Annotated in this window: 12 protein-coding genes, 1 tRNA gene and 1 pseudogene; 13 read left to right on the top strand and 1 reads right to left on the bottom strand. The window is 61.5% G+C overall.

Annotated elements, in window-relative coordinates; all coding sequences use genetic code 11:
- Window positions 1-175 precede the first annotated feature (175 nt).
- The 4 genes from BL8807_RS02540 (at window position 176) to BL8807_RS02525 (ending at window position 4,051) form a co-directional block, all read left to right on the top strand.
- Entirely contained in the window at window positions 176-2,002 is a 1,827-nt protein-coding gene (locus BL8807_RS02540; RefSeq protein WP_072723383.1) for an alpha-amylase family protein, read from the top strand.
- A 162-nt stretch (window positions 2,003-2,164) separates the two neighbouring features.
- On the top strand, window positions 2,165-2,644 hold the full coding sequence (locus BL8807_RS02535; RefSeq protein ID WP_072723640.1) for a holo-ACP synthase: 480 nt from the start codon (window positions 2,165-2,167) through the stop codon (window positions 2,642-2,644).
- Window positions 2,645-2,695: 51 nt separating this feature from the next.
- Window positions 2,696-3,715: a biotin--[acetyl-CoA-carboxylase] ligase gene (locus tag BL8807_RS02530; RefSeq protein ID WP_072723385.1), complete on the top strand. Its 1,020-nt coding sequence runs from the start codon at window positions 2,696-2,698 to the stop codon at window positions 3,713-3,715.
- Window positions 3,716-3,977: 262 nt separating this feature from the next.
- Window positions 3,978-4,051: transfer RNA gene (locus BL8807_RS02525), tRNA-Gly, on the top strand.
- A gap of 227 nt (window positions 4,052-4,278) precedes the next feature.
- Here BL8807_RS02525 and BL8807_RS02520 read toward each other — a convergent pair.
- Window positions 4,279-5,547: a Fic family protein gene (locus BL8807_RS02520; protein WP_072723386.1), complete on the bottom strand. Its 1,269-nt coding sequence runs from the start codon at window positions 5,545-5,547 to the stop codon at window positions 4,279-4,281.
- Window positions 5,548-5,847: 300 nt separating this feature from the next.
- Between BL8807_RS02520 and BL8807_RS02515 the strand changes: the two genes are divergently transcribed.
- From BL8807_RS02515 to BL8807_RS02475, 9 genes and pseudogenes are all read left to right on the top strand, one after another.
- On the top strand, window positions 5,848-6,621 hold the full coding sequence (locus tag BL8807_RS02515) for a hypothetical protein (RefSeq protein ID WP_226847436.1): 774 nt from the start codon (window positions 5,848-5,850) through the stop codon (window positions 6,619-6,621).
- Between the two features lie 126 nt (window positions 6,622-6,747).
- Window positions 6,748-7,017, top strand: coding sequence for a 30S ribosomal protein S15 (gene rpsO / locus BL8807_RS02510; RefSeq protein WP_072723388.1), 270 nt, complete (start codon window positions 6,748-6,750; stop codon window positions 7,015-7,017).
- 338 nt (window positions 7,018-7,355) lie between these two features.
- Window positions 7,356-10,022: a polyribonucleotide nucleotidyltransferase gene (locus BL8807_RS02505; RefSeq protein ID WP_072723390.1), complete on the top strand. Its 2,667-nt coding sequence runs from the start codon at window positions 7,356-7,358 to the stop codon at window positions 10,020-10,022.
- A 228-nt stretch (window positions 10,023-10,250) separates the two neighbouring features.
- Window positions 10,251-10,817, top strand: coding sequence for a LemA family protein (locus BL8807_RS02500; RefSeq protein WP_072723392.1), 567 nt, complete (start codon window positions 10,251-10,253; stop codon window positions 10,815-10,817).
- Window positions 10,818-11,089: 272 nt separating this feature from the next.
- Window positions 11,090-13,330: a DUF2207 domain-containing protein gene (locus BL8807_RS02495; RefSeq protein WP_072723394.1), complete on the top strand. Its 2,241-nt coding sequence runs from the start codon at window positions 11,090-11,092 to the stop codon at window positions 13,328-13,330.
- Between the two features lie 315 nt (window positions 13,331-13,645).
- Window positions 13,646-14,506, top strand: a complete 861-nt coding sequence (locus tag BL8807_RS02490) for an aldo/keto reductase (protein WP_072723396.1) — start codon at window positions 13,646-13,648, stop codon at window positions 14,504-14,506.
- A 301-nt stretch (window positions 14,507-14,807) separates the two neighbouring features.
- A pseudogene (locus tag BL8807_RS02485) lies at window positions 14,808-15,094 on the top strand (nucleotidyltransferase family protein).
- Entirely contained in the window at window positions 15,081-15,482 is a 402-nt protein-coding gene (locus tag BL8807_RS02480) for an HI0074 family nucleotidyltransferase substrate-binding subunit (RefSeq protein ID WP_072723644.1), read from the top strand. The pseudogene BL8807_RS02485 and the gene BL8807_RS02480 overlap by 14 nt, the downstream one beginning before the upstream one ends.
- Before the next feature lie 407 nt (window positions 15,483-15,889).
- Window positions 15,890-17,395 (top strand): extracellular solute-binding protein, encoded by a 1,506-nt coding sequence (locus BL8807_RS02475; RefSeq protein WP_226847435.1) that lies wholly within the window; start codon window positions 15,890-15,892, stop codon window positions 17,393-17,395.
- The last annotated feature ends 7 nt before the right edge of the window (window positions 17,396-17,402 follow it).

The following is a 17,402-nucleotide window of genomic DNA, read 5'->3' as shown; positions in this document are numbered from 1 at the left end:
TTGGAGTGGTCACTGCGTATTCACGCACGGGAATCCGAGAATCCGCGTTGCGGCGAAGAGTCCTGCGACACGTCTCGAACCGGTTGAACAGCGCTTGCGGGGCGAGTTACACTATCCCTCAGATCGCATACGCCGACGTATGCGTCCGCACCATACGCAACAAAGGAGTTATCGCATGCAGCCGTCCGCACCCGCAGTCGAAACCGCCGACGAGATCTTCCGCGCTCGCCTCGCCCGCCATCACGACGAGCTCGAGCAGCTGTTCATGGAGCTATACGACGACCCCACCGCGCTCGACGACCTCGAAACGATGATGGCGCAGACCTACGCCGCCCGCCCCGCCGACCTCAAAGCGCTGGATGAAGCCCGCGAATCCGACCCCGAATGGTACAAGCGCGGCGACATGTTCGGCATGACCCTATACACCGACCTCTTCGCCGGAGACCTGAAAAAACTCGCCGACAAAATCGACTATCTCGAAGAGCAGAAGCTCACCTACCTGCATCTCATGCCGCTGCTGCAGATGCCCCATCCCGCCAACGACGGCGGCTACGCGGTGGAGGACTTCAACAACGTCGACCCCACGCTCGGAACCAACGAAGACCTCGCCAACCTCACCGCGAAACTACGCAAAGCCGGCATCAGCCTGTGTCTCGACTTCGTGATGAACCACACCGCCTCATCCCACCGCTGGGCGGAAGCCGCGCAGAACGGCGACCCTGAATATCAGGACTACTACTTCTGCTATGACGACCGCACCATCCCCGACCAGTACGACGCGGTCGTCCCGCAGGTCTTCCCCAACTCCGCGCCCGGCAACTTCACGTGGAACGAGCGTATGAACAAGTGGGTGATGACCCAGTTCTACCCCTTCCAGTGGGACCTGAACTACCGCAATCCCAAGGTGCTCGTCGCCATGCTCGCCAGCGCGCTGAATCTCGCCAACCTCGGCGTGGAGGTGCTGCGCATCGACGCCGTGCCCTACATCTGGAAGCAGCTCGGCACCAACAGCCGCAACCTGCCGCAGGTGCACACCATCGTGCGCATGCTGCGCATCGCCCTCGAATGCGTCTGCCCGGCCGTGGTGCTCAAAGGCGAGGTGGTGATGGCGCCCAAGGAGCTCGCCGCCTACTTCGGCACCCCCGAACACCCCGAATGCCATATGCTCTACAACGTCTCCATCATGGTGAACCTGTGGAGCGCGCTCGCCAACGGCGACACCCGCCTGCTCAAAACGCAGATCGACAAGCTCAACGCCCTGCCCGAAAACTGCTGGTTCGTCAACTATCTGCGCTGCCACGACGACATCGGCTGGGGCCTCGACGAACCCGAGGAGGAGCGCCTCGGCATCGACCCGCTCAAGCACAAGAAATTCCTCTACCATTTCTACGAGGGCGCGGTGCCCGGCAGCTGGGCCATGGGCGAGCTCTACAACTACGACGAAGCCAGCGGAGACGCGCGCAGCTGCGGCACCACGGCCAGCCTGTGCGGCATCGAACGCGCCCTGATCACGCACGACAGGCCCGCGCTCGACGTGGCCGTGAACCGCGACCTGCTCATGCACAAGGCGATGGCGTTCCTGCGCGGCTTCCCGATGCTCAGCTGCGGCGACGAGATCGCCCAGCTCAACGGCTGGGACTACAAGGAGGATCCCGACCGCATCGAAGACAGCCGCAACCTGCACCGCAGCAAGTTCGACTGGGAGAAAGCCGCGTTGCGCTCGCAGCCCGGCACCCTGCAGAACCGGTTGTGGGAGGGGATGGCCGATCTGCGCGCGATGCGCTCCGATCCTTGTTTCGCGGCCGACGCGTGGGTGACCACATGGGACGCGCATAACGATTCCGTGCTGGCCGTGGTGCGCAAGACGGACTCCGGCACGCTGCTGGGCCTGTTCAACTTCTCGAACGCGCCCCAGACCGCCTGGCTTGACAGCGCCGCCGGCGTGGTGCTGCAGCCCAGCGCCGATCTGGCCCCCTACGAGGCGCTGATTCTGCGCCAGTAGGGGGTCCGGCTGCGTCGCAATCGTTTCTCGAATGGGTCTGGCAGCTGGCCTTGCGCGGCTGAATTCGTGTTTCCGTAAAACAGCCGATAATGTATGTTATCGGCTGTTTTACGGAAGTGGGCGTTTCTTGCCGCTATGCTTAGTCGCATGGTGTCGAATTGCATGGGGCTTGGGTACGACGTGGTGGATGTCGCGGCATTGGATGAGCAGTTGGCCGAACCCGGCACCCGCATGCGCAAGCTGTTTTCCGCGCGTGAGATGCATCAGGCGCTACGTCTTGCGTCGGTCAAAGGCGATGGCGCGACCGTGCACCTCGCCGCCAAGTGGGCCGGCAAGGAGGCGGTGCTCAAAGCGTGGGAGGAAGCGCTGGGGGAGCGGCCCAGCCCATACACGCTTGATGACTTCCCGTGGAAGAGCATCGAAATCCTCGACGACCAGCGCGGGCGACCCCGCGTGGTGTTGAGCGAGGACGTGGAGGAGACATTGCGCACGTCACTGGCGTGGAGCGACGGCGAGCCCGGCTGGCTGATCTCCCTGAGCCATGACGGCCTTATCGCCGGTGCCGTGGTGATTCTGGTGCGGCGTGACCCGAACGACAAAAGCTCCGCCGACGAATCGCCACTCGAGCGGATGATGAGCTAGACATCGCCGTCGATGTCGTCAAATCAGACGACTTCGACTACTGTGTCAACCATGATGACAATGTTGAAGGCAATGACGCCCCGCATGCCCCGGACCGAACATGTGGCCGACCATATGGTGGCGATGACGCAGACCGAATCCACGAATTCGTTGGCGCGCAACCTCGTGGATGCCGACGCGCTCGGCTTGACGGACGGCGGACACGGCGGAGTTCCGGTGGCCGTGGTGGCCGCCGATATGCAGACCGCCGGGCGTGGCCGGCTCGACCACACCTGGGTGAGCCGCCCGGGGGAGTCTTTCACCGTCTCCTTCGCCACTGTGGCGCCGCGTGCGATCGCCACGGACGAATCGGTGAACGGATGGCTGCAGATGATCGCCGGACTTGCCGTGCTCGACGGATTGGACAAGGCGATCAGCCAATGCGGCGCGCGGCCGAACCAACCCGACTGCTCGCGCACGCTCAAATGGCCGAACGACATCTTCGTGCACGGGCTCAAACTCGGCGGCATCCTCGCCGAACTGGTGCCGCTGTCGCTGTCTCAGGCAGACGACGCGTCCGATGCGAGTGGCGCGGACGATGCGAGTGTCATGGACGGCGCGAGTGGTGTGGGCGGCGCGGGCGGCGCGGATAATATGACTGACCGGAACATGTCGGGCGAAAGCGCGGCCGACGGTGAGCGTGTCGCGATCATCTTCGGTATCGGCCTCAATCTCAACCTTTCGGCATCCAACCTGCCCACGCCGCAGTCCACCTCGCTGCAGTTGCATGTGGCGGGACTGCCCGACGGGGCGGTGATGCGCGATATGATCGCCGCGGGCATCGTCTCATCGCTCAAGCGTCGCATCACCATGTTCATCGAAGATCCGCAGGGCCAAAGCGCCGCCCTGCGCGACGAGGCCGCCGCGAAGAGCTGGACGCTGGGACGCAGGGTCGAGGCGCATTTCGTGGACGGCGGCACGTTGGAGGGCGAGGCGATCGCGCTGAACGCCGACGCGTCGCTCACCGTGCGTACCGACGACGGAGTGGAGCATGTGGTGCGCACCGCGGACGTGGGCGTGCTGCCCCGGTGATCGCGGCCGTTGTGGGCCAAGCTTTTCTGCGTATCTCGGACGGAACCCGATGTGCGGCTGCTGGGGTGTCGCGGGCGGAGCGGCATATGTTGTTTTAGCGGCCGGCGGCGTTGGGAGTGCGTTATGCTCCGTTTGCCACCGTGTGCTGGGCGGCGCTTCCAATCCGTGTCCTCACGACACACGTTCGAACGATATGCGGGCGCGCCGGTTGCGTGGCGTCCGGACTTATGTATAATAGCCAAGTCGCCAAAAGCGACACCTTGCGGATGTAGCTCAATGGTAGAGCCTCAGTCTTCCAAACTGATTACGCGGGTTCGATTCCCGTCATCCGCTCCACTTTTTTCCTTCCGAAACCCCAATGATTCCAACGGTTTTCGGCACCCCACCAGCAGACCGCGGCGCAATCGCGCATGCGAGTTTTTGCCGTTTAGCGCCTATTTACACCACATTAAGGTGACCTATAAGGTGACCTCTATCGCACCCCGTAAACCCCGCGAAGGAGGCCTAAGGATAACGCTCGAATCGTGACCGCCAAGGTCATCGGCTCGGTCGCTGGTGTGATTCTAGCGGCTGCCGGCATCTTCGGTGTCCGTGCCAGGCAGCAGCAGGTCCCGATATTCGTCGGTGAGGGAATAATAGGCGGGGCGTTGCCCGGTGTGCGTGATTAATCCGTCTCTTTCGAGTCGTTCCAGAGCGTTGTTGACGCGTTTGCGTCCGGCGTGCAGGGTCTGCTCCACCTGTCCTCTGGTGATGCGGTGCGGGGATTCCCCGAACAGCTCCTCCTGTATGAGGAAGAACACGATATTCGATTCGGTGTCGTTGTGTCCGGCGTCCGTGCGCAGCGGCTCGTACATCGTGGCCGCCGCCGCGAGTCTTGCCTGTTTCTCGGACAGGTCGTCGATGATGCGTTTCTGCGCGTCGGCCACGAATTTCAGCATCCGGTAGGCGAACAGGCTCGCATCGCGGCAGTTCAACGGATGCTGCGCATCCTCGAACGCCTTGTAGTAGCGGTCCTTGCCGTCCGAGATGACCGGACTGAGGCTGATGGCGGTGGGCACGCTCAGATGCTGTCTGAGCTGCAGGGCGAACAGGAATCGTCCCGTCCTGCCGTTGCCGTCGTAGAACGGGTGGATGTACTCGAACGCGAAATGGCACATCGCGGCCCTGACGAGCGGCGGCACGCTCCGGTTCCGCAGCAGGGCCAGCCATTGCGTGAGCAGCACCTTGATCTCCGATTCCGGTGTGATGCCGGCGTGTATGCGCCGGTTCGAGGACGGGTCGTCGATGTACACGGGCCCGGAGCGGAAGAGCTCGCCGTCCGGCCTGTCCTCATCGGAAAGCTCTCCGGCCACGACGCGGTCGTAGATGTCTCTGATGTCCTCGAGGGTCTCGGGCGGCGCGTAGTCTTTCGGATCTTCGGAGTTCAGAGTGAGGAACAGCTTCGCGAACTCGCTGAACCGTTTGTTCGGTCCGTCGTTCAGCGCCGCCTCGAGCGCCTCGCTGATCTCCTTGCGGGTGGAGCGCACGCCCTCGATGTCGTTCGTGCTTTCCATCTCGTTGCCTATCAGGTCCATGAGATAGGCGTGCTTCGCGATCGGCGGCAGGCCGTCCCACAGTGATTCGACGTCGTGCTCCCGTTCGCGGATCGCGTCGGCTATGGTGGCGAGCTCGCGGAAGTTGACGACGAACGCCTCGTGTCCGCGCAGCGTGATGCCGGAGCGGAACGTGCTCCATCCGCGGAGCCGCTCTTCGTACTCGCGTTCGGCGGCGTCCTGCGGGCGTTCCGTGGAATTGCCGACGTGGATCGTCTGTCTTATGGTCTTGTAGTCCATTTCCTATTGTTCCTTCCGCACCTTAAGAACCTATTCTATAAGCTTGTTCGGTGCTCTATTGTTCCTTTTGCGGCAAAAGGAACAATAGAGTGTGGGTATTGTTCGTTGTTCGGGTGATTTAATGTTCCGAGGAACAATGGGACTGCTCGTATGCTTCCCTGTACGGAGTGGCAACGACGGCTCGCGATTGGGGCCGCCGCGACTCATCCTGCGGGGCGATTGATTTTCCCGATGGGCGGGGTATCGTAGTCACAGCACAACGAACGGAACGCGCGGCAAGGGGTTTCCATGGTGGACGGCATGAACGAGACCACGAATGCGATCGGAGCGGCATCGGCTGCCGGAACGCCGACCGATGTGGCTTCGACCAATGCGGACACGAGCGTTTCGGACGCGAACGTCTTGGCCGCAACCGCCGAATCGCCGACCGACGTGGCGAAAACCGCGGAACCTAGAGCCATCAAAGCGAAAGTCAGTGCGTCCTCGATCCCCGAATCCGACCTGTCATTGGCGGATATCGGCCGTCGCCGCGCGCATCCCGCGCGTTGGGCGGCCTACATCCTGACGGTGCTGGCCGCCATCATCGGTCCCTACTGGCTGGGCCGCACGCTCGCCGTGAACAACACCGCCTGGCTGGTGGCGCATCTGAGCGGCATCGACCCGCGCGGCATCGCCTTGGTGAGTTGGGCCGTCACCGTGGTGACCTTCGTGGGATTGGCGATGGCGGTGGTCGTCTCGCCCTCCTGGCCATGGCTGATCGTGTTCGTGGTCGGGCTCGCATGCGAACAGTTCGTGGCCGGCCTATGCATTCTCAAAACCAACTTCTGGTATTCCACCTATGTGGTCTACGGCGAGCATTCGGGCCTTGCGAACGCCGCCAATCTGGGCATCCTCGCCGCCGGCGCGGGAGTGGCCGTATTCGCCGTCCTATGGGTGGGCCTGCTGGTGGTGATCAAGAAGGATTCGCCGTTCAACGTGCTCACACGCAGCTGGTCGTCGTTCATCCTCTTTTTCGTGCTGGAATTCGCGGCGCTGCTGATCGTGCTGTTCGGCGGCCTGCTCAACACGGTGTGAGCGCGGCACCCGCCCCAAGTCCCGGCCCTCGCGTATAGTCTCCCTTTGGCGTAATTTCGCCCGCGGATAGAGAGCGCTACGAGCACCGTGCTCGGAGCACCGCGCAACGACCATAAGGAGGATGCCGTGGCACTGACGGCTGAGGAAAAGAACGAAATCATTACCAAGTACGCGACGCACGAAGGCGACACCGGCTCCCCGGAGGTCCAGGTCGCGCTGCTGTCCAAGCGAATCTCCGACCTGACCGAGCACCTGAAGGAGCACAAGCACGACCACCACTCCCGTCGTGGCATGCAGCTCATGATCGGTTCCCGCCGTCGTCTGCTTGACTACCTCAAGAAGAACGACATCGAGCGTTACCGTGCGCTCATCGAGAAGCTGGGTCTGCGCCGCTAGTAATCTTCCGCCCGAGTGCCGCGATTGGCGCTCGGGCGTTTTACATAACTGAATCCACAACTGAAGATGACGGGACCATACCGGCCGCGGCCGGGTGTCCCGTAAACGCACGTCAGGTGCATGTCGCATGTGATCCGAATGAAGACAGGACGATGGCTCTGCGAGCATGAGGCGAGAGGCCGATGCCACTCGCGAGAGGAACGGCCAGAACGACGGCCGGCAGGGATCAGACAGAGGGTTTGACGGAGGAACAACGGCCAAGGGGCCGCGCAGACATGTGACGTCCGCTGAAGAGGACATCGATAGCTAAGGAATAAGAAAACAGAAGGAGGAACCCTATGGAGGGTCCCGAAATCAAGGCCGTTGAGGCCGTAATCGACAATGGATCATTCGGCAAGCGCACGCTGCGCTTCGAGACCGGACGCCTCGCCCAGCAGGCCGACGGTGCCGTCGCCGCCTATCTTGACGACGATTCCATGGTGCTGAGCACCACCACCGCCGGCTCCAGCCCGAAGGAGAACTACGACTTCTTCCCGCTGACCGTCGACGTGGAAGAGAAGATGTACGCCGCCGGCAAGATCCCCGGCTCGTTCTTCCGTCGCGAGGGTCGTCCCTCGTCCGAGGCCATTCTGGCCTGCCGCATCATCGACCGCCCGCTGCGCCCGCTGTTCCCGCACACGCTGCGCAACGAGGTGCAGGTCGTGGAAACCGTCCTCGCCGTGAACCCTGAGGACGCCTACGATGTGATCGCGCTGAACGCCGCCTCCGCCTCCACCATGATCTCCGGTCTGCCGTTCGCGGGTCCGGTCTCCGGTGTGCGTCTGGCGCTGATCGACGGCCAGTGGGTCGCCTTCCCGCGTTGGAGCGAGCGTGACCGTGCCGTGTTCGAGATCGTGGTCGCCGGCCGTGTGGTCGAGAACGGTGATGTCGCCATCGCCATGATCGAGGCCGGTGCCGGCAAGAACGCTTGGCAGCTCATCTACGAGGAGGGCCAGATCAAGCCGGACGAGGAAGTCGTCGCCGGTGGTCTGGAAGCCGCCAAGCCGTTCATCAAGGTGATCTGCGAGGCCCAGGCCGAGCTCAAGGCCATCGCCGCCAAGGAAACCAAGGAGTTCCCGCTCTTCCCGGAGTACACCGACGCGCTGTACGCCCGCATCGATGAGATCGCCCACGCCGACCTCGACGCCGCCCTGACCATCGCGGAGAAGCTGCCGCGTCAGGACCGCATCGCCGAGATCAAGGCGACTGTGAAGGAAACCCTCGCTGGCGAATTCGCGGATATGGACGATGCCGAGAAGGAGAAGGAGATCGGCAACGCGTTCAAGGAGCTACAGCGCCAGATCGTCCGTCGCCGCATCCTCACCGAGGACTACCGCATCGACGGCCGTGGCCTGCGCGACATCCGCACCCTGTCGGCCGAGGTCGACGTGGTGCCTCGCGTGCACGGTTCCGCCCTGTTCCAGCGCGGCGAAACCCAGATTCTAGGCGTGACCACGCTGAACATGCTCAAGATGGAGCAGCAGATCGACGCGCTTTCCGGACCGCAGTCCAAGCGCTACATGCACAACTACGAGATGCCGCCGTACTCCACCGGTGAGACCGGCCGCGTCGGCTCCCCGAAGCGTCGCGAGATCGGCCACGGCGCCCTCGCCGAGAAGGCCATCGTGCCGGTGCTGCCCGGCCGCGAGGAATTCCCCTACGCGATCCGTCAGGTCTCCGAGGCCCTCGGCTCCAACGGTTCGACCTCCATGGGTTCCGTGTGCGCCTCCACCCTGTCCCTGCTCGCCGCCGGCGTGCCGCTGAAGGCACCGGTCGCGGGCATCGCCATGGGCCTGGTATCCGGCGATGTGGACGGCCAGCATATCTTCAAGACCCTGACCGACATCCTGGGTGCCGAGGACGCGTTCGGCGACATGGACTTCAAGGTGGCCGGCACCTCCGAGTTCATCACCGCCCTGCAGCTCGACACCAAGCTCGACGGCATCCCCGCCGACATCCTGGCCGCCGCCCTGCAGCAGGCCAAGGAGGCTCGCACCACGATCCTCGAACTCATCAACGAGTGCATCGACGGACCGTCCGAGATGAGCGAGTTCGCTCCGCGCATCATCACCACCACCGTGCCGGTGGACAAGATCGGCGAGATCATCGGACCCAAGGGCAAGATGATCAACCAGATCCAGGAAGACACCGGCGCCGAGATCGCGATCGAGGACGACGGCACCGTCTACATCTCCTCCGAAGGCGGCGAGGCCGCCGAGAAGGCCAAGGAGATCATCGACCAGATCGCCAACCCGCATGTGCCGGAAGCCGGCGAGACCTACAACGGCAAGGTCGTCAAGACCACGTCGTTCGGCGCGTTCGTGAACCTCACCCCGGGCACCGACGGTCTGCTGCACATCTCGCAGATCCGCAACCTCGCCAACGGTGAGCGTATCGACGCCGTCGAGGACGTGCTCAAGGAAGGCGATTCCGTCGAGGTGATCGTCCAGGGCGTCGACGACCGCGGCAAGATCTCGCTCGCCATCCCCGGCTTCGAGGATCAGGAATCCGGTGCCGGCCGTGGTGGCCGCGACCGTGGTGAGCGCGGCGGTCGCGACGACCGTCGTGGTGGACGTCGCGAGCGTTCCGATCGTGATTATGACGATCGTCCGCGTCGTCGTCGTTCCGATGATCGTGATGATGATTTCGATGATCGTCCGCGTCGCCGCCGCGCCGAGCGCGACTACGACGATATCGATCGTGATTATGACGATCGTCCGCGTCGTCGTCGTTCCGATGATCGTGATGATGATTTCGATGATCGTCCGCGTCGCCGCCGCTCTGCCGATCGCGATGACCGCTCCGATCGTGACGAGCGTCGTTCCTCCGGCCGTGGCCGTGGCTCCGACCGCAACCCGCGCTACGCCACCGACGACAACTACGACGACTACCGTTCCGAGCGTGAGGAGCGTTCCGAGCGTCCGCGTCGCCGCGTCCGTCGTGACTTCGATCCGTTCGAGGACTGATTGATCGGTAAAGTGTGATGAGAAAACCCGCCGCTATGGCGGGTTTTCTTGTATTTGCCGGCGTCGGACGCTCTGCTCTACAACGCTTTAACCACTCGGCTTCCAAAATGGCTTGATTCCGTAGCCGTATATACCCCCTATGGTTAAAGCGTTGTTTTTGAGGCTGCGGTTCGTACCGACGTGCTGGGAGAATGGGACGAATTGAGCTGATCGAACAAAGGAGTGCTCATGATCGCAGTCATTATCGTGGTCGCCGTCATAGCGATTGTGCTGATCTGGGCCGTGACGGCCTACAATAATCTGGTCGCGTTGAAGAACCGCGTGAAGAACGGATGGGCGCAGATCGACGTGCAGCTCAAACAGCGTGCCGATCTGATCCCCAATCTGGTCGAGACGGTGAAGGGCTATGCCACCCACGAGTCGAGCGTGTTCACCGAGGTCACGCAGGCCCGCGCCAATGCACTGTCCGTGGCGAACGATCCCTCCGCCACCGCCGCCGACCGCGCCACCGCGGAAAACCAGCTCTCCCGTACGCTGGTGAACCTGCAGGCCACCGCCGAAGCGTATCCGGCGCTGCAAGCCAACCAGAACTTCCTCGACCTGCAGTCGCAGCTCAAGGTGCTGGAGGAGAAGATCGCCTACGCTCGCCAGTTCTACAACGACGTGGTGCTCAAACTCAACACGGCCATCGAGACGGTGCCGAGCAACATCATCGCCGGACTGTTCCACTTCGAGCAGGCGCAGTATTTCGAGGCCGACGAGGCCGCGCGTCAGGTGCCTCAGGTGAAGTTCTAACAGTTTGACGAAGGAATTCATTCGTCATATGACATCCGTGCGGATGAGATTCCGTTTTCGATATCAGCTGAGTGGAATGTGAGCGTGGACGTACGGTGCCGAGATGTTTCGACTCCGCTACGTTTCGCTCAACATGACGGAATGTGCGTGTCGTTTGATATGACGGATGCTCCGCGTCATTGCAGCACATTGTGCCAACGGATAGGCGTGTGCATTGGCCAGCCGAGTGGTATGGGTAAGGAATCGTGCCAGGAATGCGGGAATGAGGAGACATGAAGAAGAGACTGATAATGGCGGTCGTCATCGCCTTGGTAGGCACGATGCTGGTGACGGCGATAACCTTGCTGTTCGCCGTCGTCGGCACGGACGACGCGGATTTGAGCTATCGCACGCTCGACCTTGAGGCCACCGTGCACGCCAACGGCGACCTGACCGTCACACAGCATATCGACATGAAGCTGCTCGACCGTTCGGACGACGACGGCGACCGCCCATGGAAACAGCTCTACCAGCAGTACAGGCTGAAGTCCGACAATCTCACCGACATCTCCGACATTTCGGTCACCAACGTCACCACGGGGGAGGCCTACACGCAGATCGCGCCGCAGACGCCGAGCGGCATCAGCGACGCGACATGGAACAACGAATACGCGAACCATTGGTATATCGCCGACATATCCAGCGGCGCAAGCAATCCGCAACCCTACGAGCCGGGCGTGGACGGGCTGGCCGTGTCCGGCGGCGATTCCACCGCTTCGTTCAGCAGCAAAAGCGTCGAGATCGGCTGGAACATCCCCGCCACCATCGAAGCGGACAGTCTGCGATTCGATGTGACCATGACCCTCCATGACGTCTCCACCGCGTGGGACGACATCGTCAACCTGCAATGGGAGTCGTTCGGCACAACGAACCAAGTGCCGATCGGCACCGTCACCGGCACGGTGCATTTCCCAGAGGGCGTCGCCGAGAACACGTCATGGGCGTGGCTGCACACGGAACGCACCAGCGAAACCAGCCGAGCCGCCGACGGCTCCCTGCGATTCACCTCCTACGACGTGAAAGCCGGCGACTATCTTGATGTGGTCGCCGCCTACGAGCGGGACGCGGCCGATTCCTCCGCCATCGCGCGTAAGGGAACTGGCGACTATCTGCCCGCGCTCCAAGTCGACGAAACCCGGCAGGAACAGCGGTGGCGCGAACGACAGCGCGACCATGCCATCAGGATGGTGGTGTTCTGGGTGGTTAGCGTGGTCGTCGGCGTCGCGTTGTGCGTGATTGGTCTGCTCGGCGTGCGCAAATCCCTGAAAGCGGCGCAATATCGAGGCGGCCTCGAATACTGGCGCGATCCGCCCGGCATGAGTCCCGCCAGCGCGGCCAGACTGATCGATGTGGTCGATTCGTCCGCCGGCGATCGGGATTCGCGCGTGATGACCTCCACCGTACTCGCCCTCGCCGTGAAAAAAGCCATCGCCATCTATCCGGGACCCTCGGACATGTATGTCGGCATCGATATGAGCCAGGCGAATCCGGTCGGTCTGGCTGGACTGATCGGCTCTGACGCGAATCGTCTCGCCGCCGCGAAGCAGACCAGCACCATGGTGATTCTGCCGGCTGCCTTGAACGGCGAAACGCGGCAGGCGATGGAGCTGAGCCAGTCCGAAAGCGCCTGCCTCGACCTGTTCATCGCAATCTCCAAGCGCGTGGGCGGACCGGTGTTCGACTTGAAGCAGATGGCGAAAGCCTGTAAGAAGTGGGAGAACGGCCATGAATCATTGACGGCGTTCACTGAAGCCTGCGGCAATGAATTCGCGCTGCTGGGCGCCACACGCAACATCGGTGGGCAGGCGGCGGCTTGCGGGATTCTGGGGACGATTCTCGGATTCGTGATGCTGGGGGTCAACTTCAGCGAAGGCAACCTTGCCATGGCGCTGGTCTCCGGCATTCCGGTATTGGCCGTGTCGCTGTTCTGCATATTCGGCGCCGCATACACTGGCCTGACCGAATCTGGGCAGGATCATGCCGGCCGCTGCTTGGGACTCAAACGTTACATGCAGGATTTCTCCGACTTCTCCGACCGCGGCACCGCCGACATCGCCCTATGGGACTGGTATATGGTGTACGCCGCCGCCTTCGGTATCTCCGAACGGGTGGGCAAGGAACTCGCCAAAGCCTATCCGCAGGTCACCGATCCCGCATGGCTGGATGACTACGCCTCCGGTTCGCTGCTGTACTGGTCGTATCGCCCCTACGGCTGGTATGGCTATAGTGCCGGCGCGGCCGCAGGAGCGGCGGCGAACGGTGGAGTGGACGGCCCCGCGTTCGCATTCGGCGGGGACTCCTTCGCGGCCGGATTCGGCGACATCGGCGCGCAGCTCAACGCCGGGTTCGCCGAGGTGCGCTCCACCATCGCCAATGCCGCACCGTCTTCCGGCGGTTCCGGCGGATCGTTCTCCGGCAGCGGCTTCGGAGGCTCCTCCGGCGGCTCGGGAGGTGGATCCTTCGGAGGCCGTTGACGGGTTTTCGTGCTGTGTCCGCCGCTGTGAATCGCTGTACCGTAGTCGGCTTACGTCGAGTATGTCGCTGGTTGTCGCCGTGGCGGTCCTTATGGGCGCTCAAAAGGCCATGGAATCCGCCTGCGAACGAGTTTGGTGTGACCGAACCTAAGAGAGCGCTGTTTTCAGTTTTTAAGAGTGGCGGAATTCCGCCACTCTTGTTGAAGGATTCTGCCAGCTTGCGTTACTTGGACACACCAAACTCAAAAAACGACCTGTTGCGCGTATCGTGGAGGGCGGAACCACCCGTTCATAGCGAGCATATAAGGAGCGCACATGCTGTTTCGTGATCTCGGCCCATTCCATACCACCGCCATCGGCCATGGCGAGATGCCGTTGACCATCGAGAACAACCGCGGCCACGACGTCGGCATCGAAACCCTGCATGCCTCGCTTGACGCGGGCTGCCGCCATATCGACACCGCCTGGGCCTACTACACGCCCGGCGAGGAGGAGCAGACCGGCGAAAAGCTCACCCGTGAGGCGTTGGAATCCTGGAACGGACCGCGCGATGAGGTCACGGTGGCCACCAAGGTGGGCCTGCGCCGCGCCTGGGAGGGCGACAAGCCGGTGTGGCCGCGCGACGGCAAACCCGAACATCTCATCGAATACGGCAAGCAGTCCGCGATGGCGCTCGGCGTCGACTCCATCGATCTGCTGTATCTGCACCGTCACGACCCGGAAGTGCCGTACAACGAGTCCGTCGAAGGCATCAAGGCGCTGCTTGATCAGGGCGTGGCCCAGTGGGCCGGTGTCTCCAACGTCAGCATCGAACAGCTCGACATCGCGCGTGGCATTCTGGGCGACAAGCTGGTGGCCGTGCAGAACCAGTATTCGCCGATTCATTTGGAGACGCAGGATACGCTCGACTACTGCGCCGAACTCGGTCTTGCGTTCGTGTGCTGGAGCCCGCTCGGCGGCTACCGTCACCCGTACGATGAGAGCAAGTTCGACCCGTTCCGCGAAGTCGCGGTCGCGCGTGGCGTGAGCTACCAGCAGGTCGTGCTCGCTTGGGAGCTCGCCAAGGGCGATCACATGTTCGTGATTCCCGGCGCGCACCGCCCCGAAACGATCCTCGACTCCCTCAAAGCCTCCGATCTGGAACTGACCGAGGAGGAACTCGCCAAGCTCGGGTAATTCGTTCCTTCCCGTCGCTCTGATAGGGAATGTGCCTTCCGTCAATCCGAGTAGGAACATGCCTTTCCCTGTCATCCTGAGTCGGGAGAGTCCCTTTTCTGTCATCCTGAGCGGAGCGTAGCGGAGTCGAAGGATCTCGTGCCCGGAAGCGGAAGTTCTGAGATCCCTCGACTGCGCTCGGGGTAACGGGTGGGGCTGTGCTGCGCCCGGGATGACGGGGGATGCATTGCGCTCGGTTTGGCGAAATCCAACTATGATGGGTGGGAGCGGTCTTTGTTCCCTCGAGGAGGTGAGGCGGATGGTGGTTCCTGCGGAGCAGGTGTACGAACAGATTCGGGCCATGTCCGCCGAGGCCGGCGCAAGCAAGGTGGTGGTGTTCGGTTCGCGAGCCAAAGGGACGAACCGGCCTAAAAGCGATATCGATTTGGCGGTCGCCGGCTGCCCGAACTTCTCCCAGCTGGAGGACGCGTTGCAGAACGATTTGTGGTCGCTCCTGAAATTGGATGTGGTCAATCTCGACGAGCCGATCAGTGACGAGTTGCGTGCCGAAATCGAGCGTGACGGGAGGTGCTCTATGAGAAAGTATGAGAACTACGTCGCCGCCCTGCGTTCGCTGGCCCAGGCTCCGCAGCAGGATCTTGATAATGAGTTCGTGCAAAGCGGCATCATTGGTAAGTGCAAGATGCAGTTCGAACTTGGCTGGAAGCTGATGAAAGCGCTGCTCGCCTATGAGGGCGATCCGGTCTCCGCCGCTGGCTCTCCGCGTGACGCCATCAAGGCGGCATTCCAGTACTACGACTTTATGGACGAGAGTCTATGGCTGCGTATGTTGCGCGACCGCAACGATTCCGCCCATGTCTACGATGCGGCTCCTGCCCGCCGCTTGGTAGATACGATCATCACTGACTACATTCCCGAATTCGAACGTCTCCGACAAGGCCTGGCCGACCGGTACGGCTCCCTGTTGTTGTCATAGTCGTTCAGCATTCTGGTTTCGCCGTCTGTTAGGCGGATTGAACACGATGTGGCCGTGCTGGTTCGACACGCCGCTATTCCAGCGAAAACCCTAGGTTGTTGCTGGTGTCGCACTGCGAACATAAATCGATTTCACTGAAATCGATTTATGTGATATTCTTCAAATGTCTCGATGAGGTTCAAGCCCCCAAAAGCAGCGATGCAACATCATCGAGGTCACCCGTCACTCAGCGCAGAGAACTGAAGAATCATCACCGACACTAGCGCGACGCATTTGGCGCGTCGCGCGGTAAAGGAGCAGGTATGTCACGAAAACGAGTCGTCAGACGCGCGACTGCGGCGATCGCCTTGGTCATGTCGATGGCCATAATGCTTGGCGGATGCGGCAGAGGCGAAAACGAAGCCACCGTGGATGAGAACGGCAAACCGATCGTCAACATCACCATCCGTCGCAATGTCACCAATGTTCATATGGAGGATATGGCATGGTCCGATGAGCTGGAAGCGGCATGTGATTGCACAATCCGATGGACCGAAGTGGCTGATAACGCTTGGGGACAGCAGAAGGCCGCCAAAATGGTCGCCGGAGAGTTCCCCGATATCTCGATGTCGTTGTTCGACCCCGCCGATGCGAGCCGATATCCCTCCCAGTTCGAGGATCTCGCCGAACATCTTGACGAAATGCCCAATGTCAAGGAATTCCTTGACGAGCGCCCCATCGCCCGCAAGATGGTGGAGGATGATGGGCATATCTATCTGTTGCCCTCGGATCGAGGCAAAGGCTATCGTGTCTCTGCCACCCACATGTTCATCAACAAGACCTGGCTCGACAAGCTCGGGCTGGACGTGCCCACCACCTGGGACGAGCTGGAGGATGTGCTCAAGGCATTCAAAACTGAGGATCCCAATGGCAACGGCGAAACCGACGAGATTCCGATGAATATCCGAAGCTTGGGTTTCGGATTATGGAGTCCCTTGGTGCTGCTCAATTCCACGGGATTGACAACGAGTTTCATGGGGGCGTCGGCATCCACACAGGGCATGTATGTGGATGACGGCGAAGTGAAGAGCATTCTCACCAGCGATAATCTCAAGCAGGTGATCTCCTATCTGCATAAGTTGGTCGAGGAAGGGCTGATCCCAAAGGATGCGCTTACCCGTGATGGTTCGCAGTACGATGCGCAGACCATCAGCGATGGCGAGACTGCCGTCACCGGTGTCTCCATTGGCTGGTCGGCACAGGGCGAGTACGGCAACCTCTCCGATCAATATATTTCGTTGCCTGCGCTCAAAGCCGAATCGTCGATGGACGAGGAAGACGTGACCTGGGACTATTCACAGGATTTCACGGAATTCGCGTATGCGTTGTCGGTCTCGCCCAAAGCGGCCAATAAGGAGGCCGTGTACAAGGTGATTGATGCGATGTATTCCGAACGAATCTCTGTGGAGCAGTACTACGGATCGATTGGCGAATACGTCACCGACCAAGGCGATGGCACGTATGAGGTGTCCGACAAGGTATACGAGAAATACGTCGACACCCGTGAAGTCGCGGCGCAAGATCGATTTGCCGGGTATATCGCGGATGATGTCACCATCAACAATGACACCAACGCCGATGCGGTGAGCGCCTCCGACGCCGCTTATGCCGATGCGCTCGCTAACGTCGATCCGGTCAAGGATGTCGTTCCGATTTATGTGCGTCCTGACAGTGATGATATGGACACCCTGTCCGAGAACAACACCTCTATTTTCAACTATGCCAATAACCAGTTGGCCACATGGTTGGTCTCCGGTGGCATTGAGGACGAGTGGGACGACTATCTAGCCAAAATCAACGAGCGCACGCTCGGGCTGGATCAGAACATCGGTATTTGGCAGAAGTGGTACAACGCGTATCTGGAAGAGCAGTGAGGAGCAG

Origin of the sequence: Bifidobacterium lemurum (assembly GCF_014898175.1) — a bacterium.
In the GTDB taxonomy this organism is placed as follows: Bacteria; Actinomycetota; Actinomycetes; order Actinomycetales; family Bifidobacteriaceae; genus Bifidobacterium; species Bifidobacterium lemurum.
The sequence above is the reverse complement of the archived record's forward strand: the minus strand, read 5'-3'. Positions and strand labels throughout refer to the sequence as shown.

What these genes read in the sequence shown, in the direction of transcription:
- BL8807_RS02540 (WP_072723383.1), top strand. Translation starts at nt 176, where the DNA reads ATGCAGCCGTCCGCACCCGCAGTCGAAACCGCCGACGAGATCTTCCGC.
- BL8807_RS02535 (WP_072723640.1), top strand. Translation starts at nt 2,165, where the DNA reads ATGGGGCTTGGGTACGACGTGGTGGATGTCGCGGCATTGGATGAGCAG.
- BL8807_RS02530 (WP_072723385.1), top strand. Translation starts at nt 2,696, where the DNA reads ATGATGACAATGTTGAAGGCAATGACGCCCCGCATGCCCCGGACCGAA.
- BL8807_RS02520 (WP_072723386.1), bottom strand. Translation starts at nt 5,547, where the DNA reads ATGGACTACAAGACCATAAGACAGACGATCCACGTCGGCAATTCCACG.
- BL8807_RS02515 (WP_226847436.1), top strand. Translation starts at nt 5,848, where the DNA reads ATGAACGAGACCACGAATGCGATCGGAGCGGCATCGGCTGCCGGAACG.
- BL8807_RS02505 (WP_072723390.1), top strand. Translation starts at nt 7,356, where the DNA reads ATGGAGGGTCCCGAAATCAAGGCCGTTGAGGCCGTAATCGACAATGGA.
- BL8807_RS02500 (WP_072723392.1), top strand. Translation starts at nt 10,251, where the DNA reads ATGATCGCAGTCATTATCGTGGTCGCCGTCATAGCGATTGTGCTGATC.
- BL8807_RS02495 (WP_072723394.1), top strand. Translation starts at nt 11,090, where the DNA reads ATGAAGAAGAGACTGATAATGGCGGTCGTCATCGCCTTGGTAGGCACG.
- BL8807_RS02490 (WP_072723396.1), top strand. Translation starts at nt 13,646, where the DNA reads ATGCTGTTTCGTGATCTCGGCCCATTCCATACCACCGCCATCGGCCAT.
- BL8807_RS02480 (WP_072723644.1), top strand. Translation starts at nt 15,081, where the DNA reads ATGAGAAAGTATGAGAACTACGTCGCCGCCCTGCGTTCGCTGGCCCAG.